Here is a 21,875-nt window from a genome sequence, read left to right as displayed (position 1 = left end):
AAAAGTAGTGGAAAAAAACCTAATTATATTCTTTTATCATAAAAAAGTGAATAATGTGGTCAGAATTAGTTATTTTTGCATGAAAAATCAAATCAGCATGACTATGCTTAACGTCAAAGTAATCAACAAGGGGCACCAGCCCCTGCCCGCGTATGCCACCAGCCAGAGCGCTGGCATGGACCTGCGCGCCAACATCGACGAGTCGATAGTACTTCATCCCATGGAGCGCCGTCTGGTTCCCACCGGGCTCCATATAGCCCTGCCGCAAGGCTTCGAAGCCCAGATACGCCCTCGCAGCGGACTGGCACTGAAGCACGGCATCACCGTGCTCAATACCCCCGGTACCATCGATGCCGACTATCGTGGCGAACTGATGGTGCTGCTCATCAACTTCTCTGATACCGACTTTGTCATCAACGACGGCGAGCGCATCGCCCAGATGGTGGTGGCGCGCCATGAGCAGATAGAGTTCCAGCTCGTCGACGAGCTCGACGATACCGAGCGCGGTGCCGGCGGTTTTGGTCATACGGGGGGGAAATAACCTGCAGACGATGATGAAAATCAACTATCGCTATATCCTGATAGCTGCGGTGCTGCTGGTAGCGCTGCTGTCGCTGCCCACCCAGGCCAAGCGCAAGAAGGTGGTCGTGGCGGCTGCTCCCATCCTCTCTGCCCAGGACCAGCGCCGCATGGACAGCCTCTTCCTCGAGTCGGTCTGCGAGCGCCTCAAGGGCAACGACTCCATCGCACGCAGCCTGCTCGAAGAGTGCCGTGACCTCAACCCCTACGCCGCAGAGCCCTACTTCTTTCTCGCCAAATACTATGCCGACGACGGCAATGACTCGCTGGTTCAGGCTTATCTCGAGAAGACCGTCAGTCTGCGCCCCGACAACCAGACTTACCTCGAGACCCTCGCCCTGAGTTACTACCGCAACAACGAGCTGGACAAGGCTGCGGCGGTGTATGAGAGTCTGGCGCGCAAGAACCGCGGCCGCACCGACCTGCTGCAGATTCTGCTCGGTATCTATGACAAGCAGAAAGCCTATGACCGCATGATAGACTGCCTGAATCGCCTGGAGCAGATAGAGGGCAGCGGCGAAGACATCACGCTGAGCAAGGTGAGCATCTACGGACTCAAAGGCGAGCGCAAGAAAGCTCTGGCGTCGCTCAAGCAGCTCGTGGCTGAGCATCCCTATGACATCAACTATCAGGTGATGATGGGCAATTGGCTCATGCAGAACGGCGGAGAGAGCGAGGCGCTCAAGATATTCACCGAAGCCCTCGCCAAGGAGCCTGGCAACGCCAATGTGCTCAGCTCGATGTATGACTATTACAAGTCGGTGGGTCAGAACGACCTTGCCGATAACTGCCTGAAGAGCATCCTGGACAACCCCAAGACCGAAGACAAGACCCGTCTCACCATGATGAAAGCCTTCATCCAGGACAATGAAGCGCGTGGCGACGACAGTACCCGCGTGATAGCCCTCTTTGACCAGCAGGAGAAGCTGGGTGTCTATGATGCTACCCTGGCAGAACTCCGGCTGGCATACCTCAACCTCAAGAAATTTCCCGAAGCCGAGGTGCGTAAGGCGCGTACCCGCCTGCTCAGCCTCGAGCCCGACAACGGCTCCGTAAGGTTTGAACTCATACAGTCGTATTGGAAAGAACAGAACTGGGAGCAGGTCATAAAGCTCAGCAAAGAGGGCACCGAGTACAACCCCGATGAACTCGCGTTCTACTACTTCCTCGGCCTCTCTTGTTACCAGAATGAGCGCAACGACGAAGCACTCAGCGCGCTGCGCCGGGGTGTGGCGCTTGCCGACGACAAGAGCAACAAGGAAATCGTCAGTGACTTCTACTCGATGATGGGTAATATCCTGCACGACCAGAACAAGGAGCAGGAAGCCTTTGAGGCCTTCGACAACTGTCTGAAGTGGAAGGACGACAACATAGAGTGTCTCAACAACTATGCCTACTATCTCAGCGAGAAGGACACGGCTCTCAACAAGGCTGCGCAGATGAGCCAGAAGACCATCAAGGCCGAACCCAAGAACCCCACTTTCCTCGATACCTACGCCTGGATACTCTACCGTCAGGACCGTTATGCCGAGGCGCGCATCTATATCGACCAGGCGCTTGCCAACGACAGCGACTCGGTCCAGAGTGGTGTGGTGCTCGAACACGCTGGTGATATCTACTTCCGCAATGGTCTCACCGATGAGGCTGTGGGCTATTGGCAGCGTGCGGTTAAGGCTGGCGGTGGCAGTGAGCTGCTCCCCAAGAAGATAAAGTACAGAAAGATAATTGAAGATGGTGACCGGAAGAAGCAAGATGGCGTCAAGCAGAAGCAGAACGGTGACCGGAAGAATCAGGATAATGACAAAAAGAAACAAGATGGAAACAAGAAGAACAATCCATAACGCCACGCTCTTTGCCGTGGCTCTCGTGCTGGCATCGTGTGGTGCCAAGAAGACAGTGATGACCGGCGGCTCGGCGCAGACTCAGGCTGCCATGAAGAAGAGCGACGCCGTGAGCGCCTCGTTACATTTCGTGCAGCAGGTGAGCGACCAGCGGCTCTACCAGAAGAACATTGTGGGCGACATGAGCTTCAGCATCAAGGCGGGAAGCATCAACCAGACGCTGCCGGGCCAGTTGCGCATGCGCAAGGATGAGGTAATCCGTCTGCAGGTGATGATACCGCTCATCCAGACCGAGGTGGGCCGCGTGGAGTTTACCCCCGACTATGTGCTCGTCATCGACCGTCTGCACAAAGAGTATATCAAGGCCGAGTACAACCAGTTGGGCTTCCTCAAGGACAATGGCCTCGACTTCTACAGTCTGCAGTCGCTCTTCTGGAACGAACTCCTGCTGCCCGGAACGCAGAAGGTTGGCGAGGGAGACCTTGACAAGTTTACTGCCGAGATTGACGCCCTGGGCGACGAGGTTCCCGTGACGCTCAAGTCGGGCAAGCTCAACTTCAAGTGGAACGCCCGCCGCGCCGACCATCATATCCTCTCGGCGCTGGTGACCTATCTCGGCTCTGCCCACGGCACCTCGAGCCTCGCCTGGAACTACGGTGACTTCAAGGCCGTAGGCGCCAAGATGTTCCCAGCCTCCCAGTCGTTTACCTTCACCACCAATGCTGGCGGCAAGACCCAGCAGGCCACTGTCAGTCTGCGCATGAACAGCGTGCGCACCGACTCAGACTGGCAGGCGCTCACCACGCCGTCTGCCAAGTATAAGAAGGTGGAGGCCCATGATGTGTTTGACAAATTACTCAATATGCGATGAGACGTATTCTGATAGTATTGATGGCAATGGTGCTGACCCTCCCTCTGACCGCGCAGAAGAAGACGACGGCCACGAGGCAGAGCAAGCAGCGCACCACCGCCAAGACCACAACCAAGCGCAAGTCCCAGGCGACGACGACCAGGCGCAAGACCAAGACCAAAGCCTCTGCATCCAAGAACGCCAAGCCCACCACCATCAAGGGCTTGCGCAATGAGCGCGCCGCCGTGCAGCGCCGCATCAGGCAGCAGGAGCAGGCGCTCAGAGCCAACAAGGCCAACGTGTCCAAGCGCCTCAAGGACCTCATGCTCATCAACAGCGAGATAGGGGAGAAGCAGAAGTCTATCGACGGCATCCAGAAGGACATCACAGCCCTCGACGACAACATCAGCATCCTCAAGTCGCAGCTCGCCACCCTCCAGAGCCAGCTCGATGACCGTCGCCAGCGATATATCAAGTCGATACGCTACATGGCAAGGCATCGCAGCGTGCAGGACAAGATGATGTTTGTCTTCTCGGCACAGAGTTTCGCGCAGATGTATCGTCGTATGCGCTTTGTCAAGGAATACGCCGCGTACCAGAAGGTGCAGGGCGATATGCTCAAGGTCAAGCAGCAGCAGGTCAACGAAAAGCATAAGCAGCTGGAGGACGCCCGCGGACACAAGCACCAGCTCCTCAGTCGCGATGTGCAAGCCCGCACCGAGCTTGAGGGCAAGCAGAGCGAGCAACAGAATATCGTGAAAGGACTGCAGCGCCAGCAGAAGACCATACAGTCTATCATAGACGAGCAGAAGAAGAAAAATCAGGTGCTCAACGCGCAGATTGACCGTCTTGTGGCTATCGAGGTGGCCAAGGCGAAAGCCCGCGCCGAGGCAGAGGCCAAGCGCAAGGCTGCTGCTGCCGCTGCCGCCAAACGCAAAGCCGAAGAACTGGCTCGCCGAAAGGCTGCCGCCGAGGCTGAAGCACTTGAAAACCAGCGCCGCATCGAAGAGGCACGCAAGCGCGAACAGCAGTTGCGTGCCGAGGCAGAAGCCCGACGCGGAAAGGGTGAAGCTGAAGAGCGCGCCCGACAAGCTATGCGCGAAGCCACAGCCAATCGCGAGGCTGCCGAGCGCAAGGCGCGTGCCGACGAAGCCCGCAGCCGCAAGGAGATAGCTGCCGCCAAGCGCGAGGTGAGCAATGCCGAGTCGATGTCGTCGGTAGACCGCATGATGAGTGGTGGCTTTGAGGCCAACAAGGGTCGCCTGCCTATGCCCATCACCGGCAGCTACAAGGTGGTGAGCCACTTCGGTCAGTACGCCGTCGAAGGCCTCAAGGGCGTGACGCTCGACAACAAGGGCATCAACATCCTGGGCCGTCCCGGAGCCGTAGCCCGCAGCGTCTACGATGGCGAGGTGAGTGCCGTCTTCGGTTGGGAGGGCAGCATGTTTGTCATGGTGCGCCACGGAGCCTACATCTCTGTCTATTGCAACCTGAGTTCGGTGAGCGTGAGCAAGGGACAGAAAGTCTCTACGCGTCAGGCGCTCGGCAATGTGGGCCCCGACCATATCCTCCAGTTCCAGCTGCGTCGCGGAACGACCAAGCTCAACCCTGAATCATGGCTCGGCCGTTAGTGCCGCCATCTATATATCTATCGCAAAGAGCGCGCCCGTGTGAGAGGTTCACATGGGCGCGCTCTTTGCGTTTGTGGCTGTCGCCACGGTCGTGACTGGACTTCGTGACTTAACCTTCCCAACCCTCGAGCAGCGAGAGATAGGTGTCGATGGCGTGGGAGATTTCGCTTATGCGTATGTATTCATCGGCAGAGTGGGAGCGGGCGGAGTCGCCGGGGCCCAACTTGAACGAGGGCCATGTCATGAGCGCCTGGTCGCTCAGCGTGGGCGAGCCAAAGGGCGTCATTCCCAATGACAGACACCGTCTTACCAATGGATGCTGGGCATCGATATGCGACGAGCAGAGGTGGAAGGAGCGCGCCTTGACATCGCTCTTGACGTGGCGGCTCACGATGTCATACACCTCGCGGTTGGTATAATGCTCGTTGGTACGTATGTCGACCACCATACGGCACTCGTCGGGTATCACGTTGTGCTGGGTGCCCGCGTTTATCACCGTCACCTTCATCGTGGTGGGTCCTAAGAGACTGCTGTCACGCTCAAACCTGTAGTCGCGCATCCACAGCAGATCGTCCATCGCCTTGTAGATGGCGTTCACGCCCTCGTTGCGCGCGGCGTGTCCGCTGCGGCCGTGGGCGGTGATGTCGAGCACCATCAGTCCCTTCTCGGCTATGGCGGGCTGCATGGCGGTGGGCTCGCCCACTATCGCCACATCTATCCTGGGCAGCAGAGGCAGCACGCGGCGTATGCCGTCGACGCCCGAGACCTCCTCCTCTGCCGAGGCGAGGTATATCAGATTGTAAGGACGTGGTCTGTCTTTGAGCGCGCGATACACTTGCAGCAGCGCAGTGAGTCCTCCGCCGCAGTCATTGCTGCCCAGACCGTAGAGCGTGTCACCCTCGAGCGTGGGGGAGTAGGGGTTGCGCGTCCAGCTCTCCACGGGCTTGACGGTGTCGATATGGGCGTTGAGCAGCAGGGTGGTGCGCCGCTCGTCATACTGCGGGTCAGTGGTCCAGAGGTTGTTGCCCTCGCGCGTATATTCAATTCCGCATCTCCGCAGTTCTGCCTCCATGACATCTGCCGCCCCGCCCTCGTCGCGGCTCACAGACGGAGTGGCTATCAGGCGCATGAGCAGCGCCACCGCGTCATCAGTATATTCTTTTGTGGTCATCGTAATTGTGCGTTTGTTGGTAGAAACGACCGAATTATGCAAGGATAATTCCGTCTCTATTCACATTCTCGTAGAAAGGGGAGAACTGGTAGGTTTCCCATTCCTTCTTGGTGTAGAGGATGGGGTTGATTTCGGTGCCAAGGTTGCAGCCCAGCATGACGAAGGGATAACTCACGTTGTCGTAGTCGTTCTGGGTGAGCGTGTCCTTGTTCAACAGGATAAGGATGTCCCAGTCGGAGTCGCTGCGGGCATCGCCACGAGCCCGCGAGCCATACAGTATCGCTTCGCTGCCGTCGGGGACAGTGCTGCGGGCGATATCCTTGATTTTGTCAATTATCAATTCGTCTGCTTTCATAATCTTGGCGTGTTTCGTGGGTGTGGATGGTGCATCTCTGCATCATGAAACTTGCTTCAAATGCCGAGGCACCGTCCATCCCGGGCAAAGTTAAGCAAAAAATCATTGATATTGGTGCTGTAACTCATGTTTTTTTGCTTTTCGGCACATATATCTGCGATGGGCTGTGGGTCGCGCTGCCTTCATCGTGGTGCCCGGGAGTGTGTGCGAGGGCTTCGGAAATGGGGTGGGGCGTGGCGCCAACTTGTCCGAGTGCCTATTCATCTATAATTCGTGGCTTGAAATAATGGGCTCAAAGTCTGAAATGATAAAATCGCGGTTTGCAATCGTCATTTCGTGACTTGAAATGTTTTTGTTTGGCATCTGCATCAACTTAAACATAACGACGGCTCTTCCGTAGAAATCGAAAAAGCTCATGTTTTTTCTTTGTATTGTCTTCGGTTTGCACTACTTTACGCCTAAAGGCGTGAAGGTAGGCTGCACCTCAAGATTAAAAATAAATGAATTTATTTTGTAATCTCTTCGGTTTGCACTACTTTACGCCTAAGGCGTGAAGGTAGGCTTCACCTCGGAAATAAAAATAAATAGATTTATTTTGTATTTCGCTCGGTTTGCACTACCTTTGGATAAGGTAGGCTGCACCTCAACAATCCAAATCGAAAAAACCTACGTTTTTTCTTTGTATTGTCTTCGGTTTGCACTACCTTTGCATAAACTAAATATTATTGCTTATGCAAATCAATAGTCATCTTTCGGTGATCATTCACGACCTTGCCAAGAAGTACGGAGAGCGAACGGCACTTACTTTTCAGAGATTTGGAGAAAAGAAATGGCGCTCAGTATCTTGGCAGCATTTCTCTCTTCGTGTAAAGGAGGTAAGTAACGCGCTGCTTAATCTCGGCGTGAAACCTCAGGAAAATATAGGCGTTTTCTCACAGAACTGTGTGCAGTACCTCTACACCGACTTCGGTGCCTATGGCGTGCGCGCCGTTACCGTGCCTTTCTACGCCACCAATAGCGAGCAGCAGATACTCTATGTGCTCAACGATGCCAAGGTGCGCTTCCTCTTCGTAGGCGAGCAGGACCAGTATGACAAGGCGTTGCGCATCTTCCACCTCTGCCCCACGCTCGAGCGCATCATCGTCTATGATGACAGCGTGAATATCGATACCCACGACTCCAATGCCCTTTACTTCAGCGATTTCATCAAGTTGGGCAAGGGGCTGCCCCGCCAGTCTGAACTTGAGACGCGCTGGAAGGAAGCCAACTACACCGACCTCTGCAACATCCTCTACACCAGTGGTACCACCGGCGAGAGCAAGGGCGTGATGCTCACCTACGGGCAGTATCATGCGGCTCTTCACGCCAACTATGAGTTTGTTGATGTCTCTGAAAACGACCGCGTCATCGACTTCCTGCCCTTCACCCACATCTTCGAGAGAGGTTGGGCTTACCTCTGCCTGTCGGTTGGCGCCCAGTTGATTATCAACACCTATCCCCAGCAGATACAGCAGGCTATGCGCGAGACCCACCCTACGTGTATGTCATCGGTTCCGCGCTTCTGGGAGAAGGTCTACATCGCTGTCAAAGACCGTATGGACAATGCTGGCGCCCTGCAGCAGCGTCTTTTCCACCGTGCCCTCCATGTGGGTCACAAGTACAATGTAGACTGCCTGGCCCGCGGCCGTCGGCCGTCGCTTGCCCTCGCTGCCGAATACAAGATTTATGACCGCACCGTGCTTGCCCTCGTGCGCAAGCAGTTGGGTCTCGACCACCCCAATATCTTCCCCACCGCCGGCGCCGCTGTGTCGCCCCAAGTCGAAGAATTTGTCCATTCCATCGGTATCAACATGGTCGTGGGCTACGGTCTCACCGAAAGCCTTGCCACTGTCTCTTGCGACCACAAGGGCAAACCGTTCACCATCGGTTCGGTGGGTCGTCCGCTCTCTGGTATCGAGGTCAAGATTGGCGACAACGACGAAGTGCTGCTCAAGGGCCCGACCATCACGCCGGGTTATTACAAGCGCGACCAGGTCAACGCCGAAGCCTTCACTGCCGACGGTTTCTTCCGTACGGGTGACGCCGGTTACATCAACGATCAGGGCGAGCTCTTCCTCAAGGAGCGCATCAAGGACCTCTTCAAGACATCCAACGGCAAGTATATCGCGCCCCAGATGATAGAGTCCATGCTACTCGTCGACAAGTATGTAGACCAGGTTGCCATCATCGCCGACCAGCGCAAGTTTGTCGCCGCCCTCATCGTGCCCGACTTCCGTCTGCTCGAAGCCTACGCCCGTGACAACCACATCGAGTTTGGCTCGCGCGAAGAGCTCTGTGCCGACAAGCGCATCCACGACATGATGACCGAGCGCATCGACACCCTCCAGCAGACGCTGGCCCACTACGAGAAAATCAAGCGGTTTACCCTCCTGCCCCATGGCTTCACCATGGAGAATGGAGAGCTGACCAGCACCCTCAAATTGAAACGATCTGTCGTCTACAAGAACTACAAGGAGACGATAGACAAGATGTACGAAGAATAAATGATAACAAGTGATCAGTTGAAAGACGTTCTGGAGCGCACCGATGCGTTGGCGCGCTACCTGAACATCGACCAAAAGAAGGTGGAGTTTGAAGAAGAACAGCTCCGCACACAGGCGCCTGACTTCTGGGAAGACCCCAAGCGCGCACAGGAACAGATGAAGAAGGTCAAGGGCATTGAGCGTTGGCTCAAGGACTACAAGGCGGCACGCGAATATGCCGACGAGTTGCAGCTGGCCTTCGATTTCTATCACGACGATATGGTGACCGAGGACGAAGTCGACGCCGACTACGCCAAAGCCATCAAAGCCATCGAGGAACTTGAACTCAAGAACATGCTGAGACAGAAGGAAGACCCGATGGACTGCGTCATGAAAATCAATTCGGGCGCTGGCGGTACCGAGAGCCAGGACTGGGCGTCGATGCTTATGCGTATGTATATGCGTTGGGCAGAGTCACACGGCTACAAAGTGCGTGTGGCAGACCTGCAGGAAGGCGATGAAGCCGGTATCAAGAGCGTCACTATGGAGATAGAAGGCGGTGAGTATGCCTATGGCTACCTGAAGAGCGAGAACGGCGTGCATCGCCTCGTGCGCGTATCGCCTTTCAATGCCCAGGGCAAGCGTATGACCAGTTTTGCCAGCGTCTTCGTCTCGCCCCTCGTCGACGATACCATCGAGGTGGTGGTCGAGCCCGCCCGCCTCTCTTGGGATACCTTCCGCTCCAGTGGTGCCGGAGGTCAGAACGTGAACAAGGTAGAGTCGGGAGTGCGCCTCCGCTATCAGTATGAAGACCCCGACACCGGCGAGAAGGAAGAAATTCTCATCGAGAATACCGAGACGCGCGACCAACCCAAGAACCGCGAGAACGCCCTGCGTCTGCTCAAGTCGCAGCTCTATGACCGCGCCATGAAGAAGCGTCTCGAGGCCAAGGCCAAGATTGAAGCCGGCAAGAAAAAGATAGAGTGGGGAAGCCAGATACGCAGCTATGTCTTCGATGACCGTCGCGTCAAGGACCACCGCACCAACTACCAGACTGGCGATGTCGACGGTGTGATGGACGGCAAAATCGACGACTTCATCAAGGCTTATCTCATGGAGTTCCCTGTCACCGACGACGAAGATTGAACCCCTAAAAGAAACATCGATATATTAACCTAAAAACATAACAACTATGAGCGAAAAAAGTAAGATGCGCCGCGCCAAGAAGGCAGCCATGCAGGAGAAGGAAGGCAAGAACGTGATGAAGTGGTTGATAGTAACCATGGTAGTATTGACTCTTGCCGTGATAGGTTACGCTATGGTATTGATGCAATGAGCGGTGTAGAAATAGAACGTAAGTTTCTGGTCAGGAAAGGCGATGCGTACAAGCGTGTTGCCTTTTCTTGTACCCACATCCAGCAAGGCTATATCCCTGCCGAGGGTGCCACGGTGCGTGTCCGCGTACGCGACGACCATGCCTACCTCACCATCAAGAGCCGTTCGCAGGACGGCGGACTCAGCCGTTATGAGTTTGAGAAGGAGATAACCCTCGACGAGGCGAGCCACCTCCTGCGTCTGTGCCGGGGTGGAGTCATCGACAAGAACCGTTATCTCGTGCGCAGCGCCGATGGCCGCCACGTGTGGGAAGTGGACGAGTTTTTCGGCGACAATGCCGGTCTTGTCATGGCAGAGATAGAGTTGGCTTCGGTGGACGAACCCTTTGAAAAGCCCGATTTCATCGCTGTCGAGGTTACCGGCGACCGCCGTTTCTACAACTCTAATCTTCTGCGCGCCCCTTACGCCACCTGGCGTGACACGCTGCCAGAAGCATACCGATAGGTTGGCCGATGAGCACGCCCAGGCTGTCGGCAGCCAAGTCCAGCCACTCCCCGCTGCGCGTGCCGCCGGTGCAGTAGGCCTGGACCAGCTCTATCACCCCGCCCATCACGATGGGCAGCAGCAGGGCGTAGACCACCATCCCCCGGCGGTCGGAGGTGAGGCGCAGCCGGGCGCGGTCTGTCCATATCATGGCACACAGTCCGCCATACATCACCAGATGCGTCCACTTGTCTATCATGCTTACCTCAGACAGCGGCGTCTCGGGAATGGGGATGATACACAGTATCCATATCACGATGATACACAGTGTCGAGAAGGGATAGTCTCGACACAATTTCCATATACTTTTCATTTTTCTCTTCGATTTGCTGACAAAAGTAAATAAAATTCATTACTTTTGTATCAACCACGACGATTATTAGTACGTACGACATAAAAATAGTAGTTATTTGAGGGAAAATGATGGAAAAAAGAGGTAATTTCGGAACCGAACTGGGAATGATACTTGCCACCGCCGGCGGTGCCGTCGGACTGGGCAATGTGTGGCGATTTCCCTATATGACGGGCGAGAATGGCGGCGCAGCCTTCATTCTGGTCTATATCTGCTGTGTGCTTATGCTGGGCATCCCCTGTATGCTCTCCGAGTTTATCATCGGCCGTCACGGTGCGTCCAACACCTACCGCGCCTACTCCCTGCTCTCCGGCGGCAACGCCTGGAAGTATGTGGGTCTCTTGGGTGTCGCCACCGGTTTTCTCATCATGGGCTACTATGCCGTGGTGTCTGGCTGGTGCCTGCAGTATGTCTATGCCTCGTTCTTCGGCGAGCTCACCGGCAATGCCGACTTCGTAAACCACTATTTTGCCGAGTTCTCCTCCGACCCCTGGCGCCCCGTCATCTGGACGCTCGCCATCCTTGTCATCACCTGTCTGGTGATTGTCAATGGTGTGCGCAGCGGTATCGAGCGTACCTCCAAGATGCTCATGCCCACGCTCTTCATCCTGCTCCTTGTCATCGTCGTGGCGTCGTGCCTCCTGCCCGGTGGCGAGCGCGGCATGGAGTTCCTCTTCAAGCCCGACTTCACCAAACTCGACAGCGACGCCTTCCTCGGCGCCCTCGGTCAGTCGTTCTACTCGCTCAGCATCGCCATGGGCTGCATCTGCACCTATGCCTCTTACTTCAAGCGTCAGACCAATCTGTTGAAGTCGGCCCTGCAGGTGTCACTGCTCGATACGCTGATAGCGGTGCTGGCTGGACTGATGATATTCCCTGCCGCCTTCTCCGTGGGAGTGAACCCCGGCAGCGGCCCCTCGCTCGTCTTTGTCACCCTGCCCAACGTGTTCAACCAGGCGTTTGCCGCCGTGCCCTTAGTGGGCATGCTCGTGTCGGTGTTCTTCTACGCCCTCCTGTCGCTGGCAGCCATCACGTCGCTCATGTCGCTCCACGAGGTGAGCACAGCCTTCCTCATCGAGGAACTGCATATCACGCGCCGCACGGCTGCCACCTTCGTCACCGCTGGCAGCCTGTTTATCGGCATCTTCTGTTCGCTCTCGTTCAGCGATATACCATGGCTGAGCTTCGGCGGGCGCACTCTCTTCGACTGGTTCGACTTTGTGACGGGTCAGATATTCCTCCCCGTGGGTGGCTTCCTCACCTGCCTGTTTATCGGGTGGGCAGTGCCGCGCAAGCTGGTGCGCGACGAGTTTACCAACTGGGGCACCGTGTCGTGCAGGGTCTTCGGCGTCTACCTGTTCTTTGTGCGCTATGTCTGTCCCACAGCCATCCTCGCCGTCTTCCTCCATCAGCTCGGCGTCTTCTGATGCCCCGGGCTGCCGAAGATAAACCACCTTACACCTTATTATATTATATATAGCGATGAAGTTGTCCCGCCCCTATTACCTCTGCAAGAGCGACCGCGTGGTTGTCCTCTTCCTGTTGGCAGTCCTTGCCTTCGGGGTGATAGGCTATCATCTCTTGTGGCCCAGTGCCGACACCACTCCCATCGCCGCTGCCGACAGCACCCGCAGCAAGCGTCGCGCCGTGGGCACAGACTCTCGGCGTGCTTACACCTATGCCACGCCCTCGCGCCAGGTGGTCTATGCCCCCTTCGACCCCAATACCGCCGACAGCACCCAGCTGCTCAGCCTTGGTCTGCAGCCCTATCAGGTGCGCAACATCTATCACTACCGTGCCAAGGGTGGAGTCTTCCGCCGTCCGTCCGACTTCGCGCGCCTCTACGGTCTCACCGCCAAGCAGTATCGCGAGCTCGAGCCTTATATACGCATCTCGGCAGACTATCTGCCGGCATCGGAGGTCTATGCCGTCCATGACGAGCGGCCCAAAGCCTCTTCCGACAGCCTGCGCTATCCTGTCAAATTGCGCAACTCCGAGCGCATCGCCCTCAACCTTGCCGATACCACGCTCCTACGCCGTGTGCCTGGCATCGGTGCCTACTACGCCCGTCGCATCGTCGCCTACCGCCAGCGTCTGGGTGGCTATGCCCATGCCCGTCAGCTGCTCGAGATTGACGACTTCCCCGAGGAGGCTCTTCCTTTCTTCACCGTCGATGCCGGCGACATCCAGCGCCTCGATGTCAACCGTCTCTCGCTCTCCCAACTCAAGCGCCATCCTTACATCAACTATCTCCAGGCGCGCGCCATCTGCGACTATCGTCGGCTGAAGGGTCCCCTCGCCAGCCTCGACCAGCTGCGTCTGCTCTCTGCGTTCACCGCCGCCGACATCGAGCGTCTCCGTCCTTATGTGCGCTTCTAATCTCACGTTACCAGCCATCTTTTTTCTTCCAAGCAGTAGTCTCTTTCCCACCAAAGCGACACCTAAATGTTAGGAAAGCGACACAAAAGTTACGCAAGGTTACACCCGCTTTGTGGCAAATATATTATTTTTGCCTTTGGATATCAAAGTGATAAACAAAAGCAACTTGCATCCACTATGACCGTCTCTTCGCTTCGCCGCATTGCTACTCGTGTGCAGCCCGTGTCAGACATCTCGTCATTCTGTTGGCTCTCGGCATTCGTTTCGCAGCCATGGTAGGTGCTATCGTTGCCCTTGGTGACCACTTGAATTTTGACAACATATTTTTGAATTGACTAATCTGCTAATAATATCTCTTTGAAATGTTTGATGATGTGCGGCTCCACAGTCAGGGCCGCACTTTCATTTTCCCCTGTTGGCTTCGGTGGGGGAAAGCCCCATCCCAGCCTTCCCCAAAGGGAAGGAGCTCAGCGTCAACCATTTCAACCTTCTTCAAGGGGATTGAGTTTAATAGGGGGGCATTCCAACCTTCACCAAGTGGAACAGGTTTAATACGGGCAACATCCCAGCCTTGCCTTAGGGAAAGGAGTTCTATCTTAATGCGTTAATCTGGGGTGCTTTGGCTTTCTCTCCCCTTGGGGAGAGTTAGAGAGGGGCTTTTGGGAGCAGTCGAGGGGCCTCCTCCCAGATATTGTTTTTTTACCGGCGTAAGCTGGACTTTTTTTATGGCCGCAGGCCGCTTTTTGTTCCTTGGCGTCTTCTGATGTCATGCTGTGCATGACGGTGGTGATGGCGCTGGCGGCACGAAGGAAAATTGTTTTCCGGCTGACGGCTGCGTCTATCGCCACAAAGGCGGAGCCTTCAGAAGACGCCGAGGCTTTTTGTATTTATTTTTTATGGAGCAGTAAGTCTATATATATAATAAGGTGTAGTGGTAAACATGAAGTAATAAAGTGTCAGCATCATCTGCCTGGTCCTTATTCCTTGTGTAAATAGCCCCTCTCTCATCCCCAAAGTGCTAATTTTGGCTAAAAATATCGGTGAAAATGGTGGAAAATTGATTTTTTTTGAAAAAAATCGCATTTTTGACTACCCCATTTAAGATATTTTTCGTCTTATTGATGTATATCAAATCGACAACGACGTGCAAGACGAACATTTTTACGACTTGATGGTAGGCTATTTCGGTGACAACCTCAGTACTGAGGAGGTCGCTGAACTCCTGTTGTGGCGCGATGCCAACGGAGCCAACTCCCGCCTGTTCAGACAGCTTCACACTATCTGGATGTCCATTCCCAATATGGAGCAGCTGGCTAAATATGACAAAGTGCTTGCCTACAAAAAGTTTATGGAGTGCGTGCATGCTCATCAGCGTCAGCGTCGCCATCGCCGCGTGATGTATATGATGCGCTACGCTGCCATCCTTCTTGTCACCGTGGGTGTCTTCTCCTACCTCTTTTATATAAAGGGACAGGATATGGTAGAGTCTCGCTTCGCCGACATCAGCGTCGAAGCCCCCTTAGGTTCCACAACCCGTATGACCCTCCCCGATGGCACACAGGTTTGGCTCAATGCCGGCTCACGCATCACCTACTCCCAGGGTTTCGGTGTTCGCGAACGCAATGTGAAACTCGTGGGTGAAGGCTACTTCGAAGTTGCCCATAACGAGAAACTCCCCTTCCACGTCAACTCCAGCGCTCTCAAGCTGCGCGTGCTCGGTACCAAGTTTGACTTCCGCGACTACCCCGACGACCCTAATGCTATGGTCACTCTCGTCGAAGGTCGCGTAGCCTTAGGCAGCCATGCCGACTCTGCCAATCGTGAATACCAGTTGCAACCCAACGAGTGTGCCGTCTTTGAGAAAGGCTCCAAGAACATGACCATCCAGTCTTCCGTCGCCCAAGCGTCACGCCAGTGGACCCAGGGAGTACTGATGTTTCATGACACCACCCTGCGCGAGATAGCCCTTACGCTCTCTCGCAGTTACCACCAGCGCATCGTGATTGCCGACAGGCAGCTCGCCACTCTCAACTTCTATGCTACCTTTAACCGCGACGAGCAGACGCTCACTCAGATTCTCGACGCCCTCTCTGCTACCGGGCGCATCAGATACAAACTGCAAGGAAAGACTTACATAATATACTAAGGGCACTCCCCGACTTTATAACTTACTTTTACAACTTTAACCTCAGACACCCAACAAAAACAAAACAGAAAAGAACCTTATCACGAGCCCCACGGTCATAAAGACTGTGCCTGGGCTCACCCTGATGGCGGCCAGGGAACAAGCCCCACCAACGTAAACAATAACCTACGAATAAGAGTTAATAAATATAATTATCTAATTTAGTACAGTAATGAATATCAGAAAAAAAGGCCTCTTGGTAGGCGCGTTTCTGTTGTGCATGAACCTCAGTGCCCTCGCACAGAGCTTGCAGATGCAGCTCAAGGGAGTCACTGTAGAGAAGGCAATGACAGAATTGAGACAAAAGAGTGGATATTCGTTCGTGTTTGAGTCAGCTGACGTGAATACCGCCAAGGTAGTCAGTGTTAACGCGAAGGATGTCAAGCAGGCTGTGGAGCAGATCCTCCGTGGTCAGAGTGTTTCTTACGAGATTAAGGGTAAGAACATCGTCGTTTCAAAGAAGCAGGGTAAGACCGTGGCTACCGCCAAGGCCAACAATCCCAAGAAAAAGGTAACCGGTACTATCACCGACGAGAACGGTGAGCCCATCATCGGTGCCACCATCAAGGAGAAGGGCACTCAGAATGCTGTAATCTCTGATGTAGACGGTAACTTCGTTCTCAACACCACCGAAGGCGCAGAGCTCGAGATTACCTACATCGGCTATGCCGACCAGACTCTCAAGGTAACTGGCAAGGACAAGTACAGCGTGTCTATGTCTTCAGGTACCAAGGAGCTCAACGAAGTTGTGGTTACCGCCCTCGGTATCAAGCGTGCTGAGAAGGCTCTGAGCTACAACGTACAGCAGGTGAGCGGTGAAGACCTCCTCACCAACAAGGATGCCAACTTCATCAACTCCCTCAACGGTAAGGTTGCCGGTGTGAACATCAACGCCAGCTCTGCCGGTGCAGGTAGTGCCTCTAAGGTTGTGATGCGTGGTACACGTTCAATCGAGCAGTCAAGCAACGTGCTCTATGTGATTGACGGTATTCCAATGTTCAACCTCGGCTCCGACGGTGACTCTGGTTTCGGTTCTAACGGTACTACCGAGGCTATCGCCGACATCAACCCCGAGGATATCGAGTCTATGTCAGTGCTTACCGGTGCTGCCGCTGCCGCTCTTTACGGTAACCGCGCTTCTAACGGTGCCATCGTTATCACCACCAAGAAGGGTAAGGAAGGCAAGACCGAGGTCACTGTAAGCCAGACCACTGAGTTCTCTTCAGTTTTCCGTACTCCCGACTTCCAGAACGCTTACGGTACAGGCAGCACACTGCGCGACGCTGGTGGTGAGTCTTACAGCTGGGGTGCCAAGCTCAACGAGACCAACTATCGTGGCTATGACCCTGTAGACAACTACTTCAAGACAGGTGTCGTTACTACCGAGGCTTTCACCCTCTCTACCGGTACTGAGAAGAACCAGACCTATGTTTCTGCCAGTGCCCTCAACTCAGGTGGTGTAATCCCCAACAACGAGTACAACCGTTACAACTTCACCATCCGCAACACAGCCAAGATGCTCAACGACAAGCTGACTGTTGACGCCGGTGCAAGCTACATTATCCAGAATGACCGCAACATGACCAACCAGGGTGTATATGGTAACCCACTGGTAACCGCATACCTCTACCCCCGCGGCAATTCTATCGATGACCTCAAGATGTTTGAGCGTTGGGATACACAGCGTAACCTCTACGTTCAGAACTGGAACGACCTCGCAAGTGAGTTCGTAGGTCAGAACCCCTACTGGATCAACTACCGCAACGTACGTACCAACCGCAAGTATCGCTATATGCTCAACCTCGGCGCCAGCTATAAGCTCACCGACTATCTGAGCCTTGCTGCACGTATCCGCGTAGACAACGCCACCAATACCTTCGAGAAGAAGTACTATGCTTCTACCAACAAGACTCTCGCTGGTGAGAATGGTCAGTACGCTCTCGTGAAGACCGATGACAAGCAGACTTACGGCGATGTAATGATGACTTTTGACAAGCGTTTCTTCCAGGACCGACTCTCTGTCAATGCCAACCTCGGTGCAATCATCTCTGATGTTAAGCAGGGTGTTACTGGTATCGATGGTCCTATCAATGACAACCTCATTCCTAACGTATTCAACGAGTACCAGATTGACCCCAACCGCGAGAAGCGTCAGCCCGGTGGCTACCACGACCAGACCAAGTCTGTCTTCATGAGCGCTGAAATCGGATGGAACAGTCAGTACTACCTGACTCTTACCGGCCGTAACGACTGGCCCTCTATGCTCGCTGGTCCCAAGTCTAACAAGTCTTCATTCTTCTATCCCTCTATCGGTGCATCATGGATTGTATCACAGACATTCCAGTTGCCCAAGCAGATTGACTTCTTGAAGGTTCGCGGTTCATTCGCTTCTGTAGGTATTCCTTTCCCACGTTGGTACGCCAACCCTGTATATGAGTGGGATGAGGCCAACCGTCAGTGGAAGAGCCAGACCATTTATCCTATGTACAACCTGAAGCCTGAGACCACAGACTCTTGGGAGTTCGGTTTGCAGACCCGTCTGTTCAAGCACTTCAGCCTTGACCTGACACTCTACTGGACCAAGACTTACAACCAGACCTTCAACCCCGACATATCAGTATCTTCTGGTTATAGCACCATGTACATCCAGACCGGTAGCGTAAGCAATAACGGTATCGAGTTGGCTCTGGGCTATGACAACAGCTGGGGCAACTTCAAGTGGTCTTCTAACTACACATTCTCTGCCAACAAGAACAAGATCAACGAGCTCGTAAAGAACTACGTTCACCCTGAGACCGGCGCCATCATCAACAAGGACCGTCTGGACCTCAACGGTATGGGTTCTGCTCACTTCCTGCTCAAGGAAGGTGGTACGCTGGGTGACCTCTACTCTCTCACCGACGTAGTACGCGACAGCGAAGGCCGTGTATATGTTGACGAGAACGGTAAGGTGTACAAGGACACCAACGTAGGTGACATCAAGCTGGGTTCCGTATTCCCCAAGTGTAACATGGCTTGGCGCAACGACTTCAGCTACAAGGGCATCAACTTCGGTTTCATGTTTGCTGCACGCTTTGGCGGTATCGTTTACTCAGCTACACAGGCTGCCCTCGACGCTTACGGTGTGTCTAAGAACACTGCCGACGCCCGCGACCTGGGTTATGTACTCGTAAACGGTGAAGACCGCGTGAATCCTGAGACATGGTACACCACTATCGGTGCTGCCGACGGTATTCCCCAGTACTATACCTACAGCGCTACCAACATTCGTCTGCAGGAGGCAAGCCTTGGTTATACCTTCAAGAAGAACGTATTCTTCGGTATCGGTGACCTGAGCCTCTCTCTCGTTGGTCGCAACCTGCTGATGCTTTACTGCAAGGCACCTTTCGATCCTGAGACCACAGCTACCACCGGTAACTACTATCAGGGTATTGACAAATTCATGACACCAAGCACACGCAACCTTGGTTTCAACATCAAACTCAAATTCTAAGAGTAACTATGAGACAGATTAAAAATATCATAATGAGCGCGGTTGCTGCAGGTCTCTGCCTGAGCTTCTCCAGCTGTACTAACGACTACGAGAGCTTCAACCGCAACCCCAACGGCGTCACCAAAGACGAAACCCAGCGCGACGCCTATGCTATGCGTTCAGCCATGCTGAACCTCGAAGGCTGGGTAATTCCTACCGATGTCAACACCAACCAGTTCACCGAGTGTCTGATGGGTGGTTCTTACGGTGGTTACATTGCTGACTCCAACGCAGGTTTCGCTGGCAAGAACTTCGGTCAGTTCAGCCCTGAGAACGGATGGAGCCGTGTAATGTTCAAGGATGTCATCCCCAAGCTCTTCATCTACTGTGGCGAAGTAGCCCGTGCTACCGACGATCCTATCCCCAACGCCGTAGCTTCTATCATCAAGGTGTCAGGTATCCAGCGCGTTACCGACTGCTACGGTCCTATCCCTTACTCTCAGGTAGGTAAGGACGGTCAGATTACCGCTGCCTATGACTCTCAGGAGCAGGTGTACAACCTGATGTTTGAGCAGCTCAACGCGGCTATCGACGTGCTGACCCAGAACCGTACTGCCGACTTCAGCGACAAGGCTGACCGTGTGTATGGTGGTAATGTGACCAAGTGGATCAAGTATGCCAACTCTCTCAAGCTGCGTATGGCTATGCGTATCTCTAAGGTGGCTCCCGCCAAGGCTCAGCAGATGGCTGAGGAGGCTGTAAACCACGAGGTAGGTACCATGACCTCTAACGACGACAACGCCGAGTTGACTCTCGTTTCTACCAACCCCTTCGAGATTATCATGTACGAATACAATGGTGGTGACTCTCGCGTAAGCGCTGATATCACAACCTATATGAATGGTTACAACGATCCCCGTCGTGAGAAGATGTTCACCAAGACCACTTTCGGCGGTCTCGTTGACAACGGCTACTTTGGTATCCGTAGCGGTATCGCCATCCCTGGCGGTTCTATCGCTCACGCATACAGTAACTATATCGTAGCCACCGACAGCAAGCTCATGTGGATGAACGCTGCCGAAGTAGCTTTCCTCAAGGCTGAGGGTGCTCTGCGCAACTGGAACATGGGCGGTACTGCCAAGGAATTCTACGAGCAGGGTGTAAAGCTGTCATTTGCACAGTGGGGTGCCAATGGTGCCGACGCTTATCTGGCTGACAACACCAGCATGCCCGCTTCTTACAAGGACCCCGCTGGGCTCAACACCTACTCTGGTGCTACCTCACAGATTACCATCAAGTGGGAAGACGGTGACTTCGAGAAGAGCCTCGAGCGCATCATCACCCAGAAGTGGCTTGCCAACTTCCCCCTCGGTCAGGAGGCTTGGGCAGAGTATCGTCGTACCGGCTATCCTATGCTGATGCCCGTTGTTGTCAACAACAGTGCTGGCGTAGTAAACTCAGCCCGTGGTGCCCGTCGTCTGGCTTATCCTCAGGAGGAGCGTCTCAACAACGCCGAAAACTATGTTAACGCTGTAGGTCTCCTCGGTGGTGCCGACAATATGGCTACCGACCTGTGGTGGGCAAAGTAAAACATTCAAAGATAATATAGACAATTATGAAAAGTATCTTAAAATATATCAGATTATCAATGGCATGCATCGCCGCAACAGCCTTCGTGGCAAGCTGCGACACCGATGTAGAGTCTATTGACATCAACAATCCGGGTGTAGACAACCAGAACCCCGGCCTTTATCAGGACTATCTGTCCCACCTGAGAAACTACAAGAAGGGTCCTCACAAGGTGGCTATGGGATGGTTTGACAATAGCGACAAGGCTCCCAACTCTCAGGGCAAGCACATCCACTCTGTACCAGACAGCTTGGACTACATCGTGCTGACCAACCCCGACAACCTGGCTGCTTTCGAGCTCGCCGAGATGAACGAAATACGCGAGAAGAAGGGTACCAAGGTGGTATTCGAAATCAACTACGAGAACATCAAGGTACAGTATGACGAAGAGAAGAAGGACTTTGACGCTGCAAACGAAGACCCCACAAAGGTATTCCCCGCTTTCAACAGCTACCTCGTTGATACTGTAAGCGCCAAGCTCGCTCTCGTAGAGAAGTACAACTATGACGGTGTAATCATGGCCTTCAACGGTAAGATTACCACCTTCATGACCGAAGCCGAGAAGGCAGAGTTCATCGCTCAGCAGAACGTATTCATCGGTATCGCCAACGACTGGGCTGAGCGTCACGCCAACAAGGAGCTCATCCTGATGGGTAAGCCTCAGAACATCCTCACCAAGGAGGTATTTGACAAGGCCAAGTATCTCATTCTGCCAGCACAGAGCGAGATTTCAGCCTCTGCCCTTACTTACCTGGCTCTGAAAGCCCTCGAAGAGGGTGTGCCTACCGACCGCTTTGTAGCCCTTGTCAACGCACCTTCACTCGACCCCACAGACACCAAGACCGGTTACTGGGGCAAGGAAGTTGCCATCAAGGGTGCCGCCAAGTGGGCAGCTTCCGAGTATCAGGGCTTCGTTCCTGCCGGTATCGCCATCCAGGGTATGAGCAATGATTACTATCACTCATCGTTCACTTATCCCAATGTGCGTTCAGCCATTTCTATCATTAATCCTAATGCTAAAAACTAAACAG

At 54.2% G+C, this 21,875-nt stretch carries 17 protein-coding genes; 14 read left to right on the top strand and 3 right to left on the bottom strand.

Annotated elements, in window-relative coordinates:
- The first annotated feature begins 103 nt into the window (after positions 1 to 103).
- The 4 genes from dut to CIK87_RS11385 are packed head-to-tail and all read left to right on the top strand — an operon-like array spanning position 104 to position 4,901.
- Positions 104 to 541, top strand: coding sequence for a dUTP diphosphatase (gene dut, locus CIK87_RS11400; RefSeq protein WP_094387312.1), 438 nt, complete (start codon positions 104 to 106; stop codon positions 539 to 541).
- A gap of 10 nt (positions 542 to 551) precedes the next feature.
- Positions 552 to 2,420, top strand: a complete 1,869-nt coding sequence (locus tag CIK87_RS11395) for a tetratricopeptide repeat protein (RefSeq protein WP_094387269.1) — start codon at positions 552 to 554, stop codon at positions 2,418 to 2,420.
- The gene (locus tag CIK87_RS11390; RefSeq protein ID WP_094387268.1) at positions 2,395 to 3,291 is read left to right on the top strand and encodes a DUF4292 domain-containing protein; all 897 of its coding nucleotides are present in this window, start codon (positions 2,395 to 2,397) and stop codon (positions 3,289 to 3,291) included. The genes CIK87_RS11395 and CIK87_RS11390 overlap by 26 nt, the downstream gene beginning before the upstream one ends.
- The gene (locus CIK87_RS11385; RefSeq protein WP_094387267.1) at positions 3,288 to 4,901 is read left to right on the top strand and encodes a peptidoglycan DD-metalloendopeptidase family protein; all 1,614 of its coding nucleotides are present in this window, start codon (positions 3,288 to 3,290) and stop codon (positions 4,899 to 4,901) included. Before CIK87_RS11390 ends, CIK87_RS11385 begins: the two co-directional genes overlap by 4 nt.
- Positions 4,902 to 5,010: 109 nt before the next feature.
- On the opposite strand, the gene CIK87_RS11380 is transcribed toward CIK87_RS11385, so the two are convergent.
- Positions 5,011 to 6,072 carry a M20 family metallo-hydrolase gene (locus CIK87_RS11380; RefSeq protein ID WP_094387266.1) on the bottom strand — a complete coding sequence of 354 codons (1,062 nt, stop codon included), beginning with the start codon at positions 6,070 to 6,072 and terminating at the stop codon, positions 5,011 to 5,013.
- 34 nt (positions 6,073 to 6,106) lie between these two features.
- Complete coding sequence (locus CIK87_RS11375) at positions 6,107 to 6,427, bottom strand: nucleotidyltransferase domain-containing protein (protein WP_022310685.1); 321 nt, start codon at positions 6,425 to 6,427, stop codon at positions 6,107 to 6,109.
- Positions 6,428 to 7,158: 731 nt separating this feature from the next.
- Here CIK87_RS11375 and CIK87_RS11370 point away from each other — a divergent pair.
- Genes CIK87_RS11370 through CIK87_RS11360 form a run of 4 tightly spaced genes read left to right on the top strand, consistent with a single transcriptional unit; the run spans position 7,159 to position 10,788 of the window.
- Entirely contained in the window at positions 7,159 to 8,970 is a 1,812-nt protein-coding gene (locus tag CIK87_RS11370; RefSeq protein ID WP_094387265.1) for a long-chain fatty acid--CoA ligase, read from the top strand.
- Entirely contained in the window at positions 8,971 to 10,095 is a 1,125-nt protein-coding gene (gene prfB, locus CIK87_RS11365; protein WP_094387264.1) for a peptide chain release factor 2, read from the top strand.
- 46 nt (positions 10,096 to 10,141) lie between these two features.
- Positions 10,142 to 10,285, top strand: coding sequence for a hypothetical protein (locus CIK87_RS14500; RefSeq protein WP_022310688.1), 144 nt, complete (start codon positions 10,142 to 10,144; stop codon positions 10,283 to 10,285).
- Positions 10,282 to 10,788, top strand: a complete 507-nt coding sequence (locus CIK87_RS11360; protein WP_094387263.1) for a CYTH domain-containing protein — start codon at positions 10,282 to 10,284, stop codon at positions 10,786 to 10,788. Before CIK87_RS14500 ends, CIK87_RS11360 begins: the two co-directional genes overlap by 4 nt.
- Here CIK87_RS11360 and CIK87_RS11355 read toward each other — a convergent pair.
- On the bottom strand, positions 10,727 to 11,140 hold the full coding sequence (locus tag CIK87_RS11355) for a VanZ family protein (RefSeq protein ID WP_022310690.1): 414 nt from the start codon (positions 11,138 to 11,140) through the stop codon (positions 10,727 to 10,729). The genes CIK87_RS11360 and CIK87_RS11355 overlap by 62 nt on opposite strands.
- Positions 11,141 to 11,247: 107 nt before the next feature.
- Here CIK87_RS11355 and CIK87_RS11350 point away from each other — a divergent pair, with 107 nt between their 5' ends.
- The 6 genes from CIK87_RS11350 to CIK87_RS11325 all read left to right on the top strand — a co-directional run bounded on the left by CIK87_RS11350 (position 11,248) and on the right by CIK87_RS11325 (position 21,871).
- Positions 11,248 to 12,606: a sodium-dependent transporter gene (locus CIK87_RS11350; RefSeq protein WP_094387262.1), complete on the top strand. Its 1,359-nt coding sequence runs from the start codon at positions 11,248 to 11,250 to the stop codon at positions 12,604 to 12,606.
- A 55-nt stretch (positions 12,607 to 12,661) separates the two neighbouring features.
- Entirely contained in the window at positions 12,662 to 13,558 is an 897-nt protein-coding gene (locus tag CIK87_RS11345; RefSeq protein WP_094387261.1) for a helix-hairpin-helix domain-containing protein, read from the top strand.
- A gap of 1,144 nt (positions 13,559 to 14,702) precedes the next feature.
- Complete coding sequence (locus CIK87_RS11340) at positions 14,703 to 15,704, top strand: FecR family protein (protein ID WP_144008202.1); 1,002 nt, start codon at positions 14,703 to 14,705, stop codon at positions 15,702 to 15,704.
- 211 nt (positions 15,705 to 15,915) lie between these two features.
- Positions 15,916 to 19,236: a SusC/RagA family TonB-linked outer membrane protein gene (locus CIK87_RS11335; RefSeq protein ID WP_094387259.1), complete on the top strand. Its 3,321-nt coding sequence runs from the start codon at positions 15,916 to 15,918 to the stop codon at positions 19,234 to 19,236.
- 8 nt (positions 19,237 to 19,244) lie between these two features.
- Complete coding sequence (locus tag CIK87_RS11330; RefSeq protein ID WP_094387258.1) at positions 19,245 to 20,804, top strand: RagB/SusD family nutrient uptake outer membrane protein; 1,560 nt, start codon at positions 19,245 to 19,247, stop codon at positions 20,802 to 20,804.
- 26 nt (positions 20,805 to 20,830) lie between these two features.
- Positions 20,831 to 21,871 carry a glycoside hydrolase family 18 gene (locus CIK87_RS11325; RefSeq protein WP_094387257.1) on the top strand — a complete coding sequence of 347 codons (1,041 nt, stop codon included), beginning with the start codon at positions 20,831 to 20,833 and terminating at the stop codon, positions 21,869 to 21,871.
- Positions 21,872 to 21,875 lie beyond the last annotated feature (4 nt).

This window comes from Prevotella sp. P5-64 (assembly GCF_002251285.1).
Classification (GTDB): Bacteria; Bacteroidota; Bacteroidia; order Bacteroidales; family Bacteroidaceae; genus Prevotella.
The sequence above is the reverse complement of the archived record's forward strand: the minus strand, read 5'-3'. Positions and strand labels throughout refer to the sequence as shown.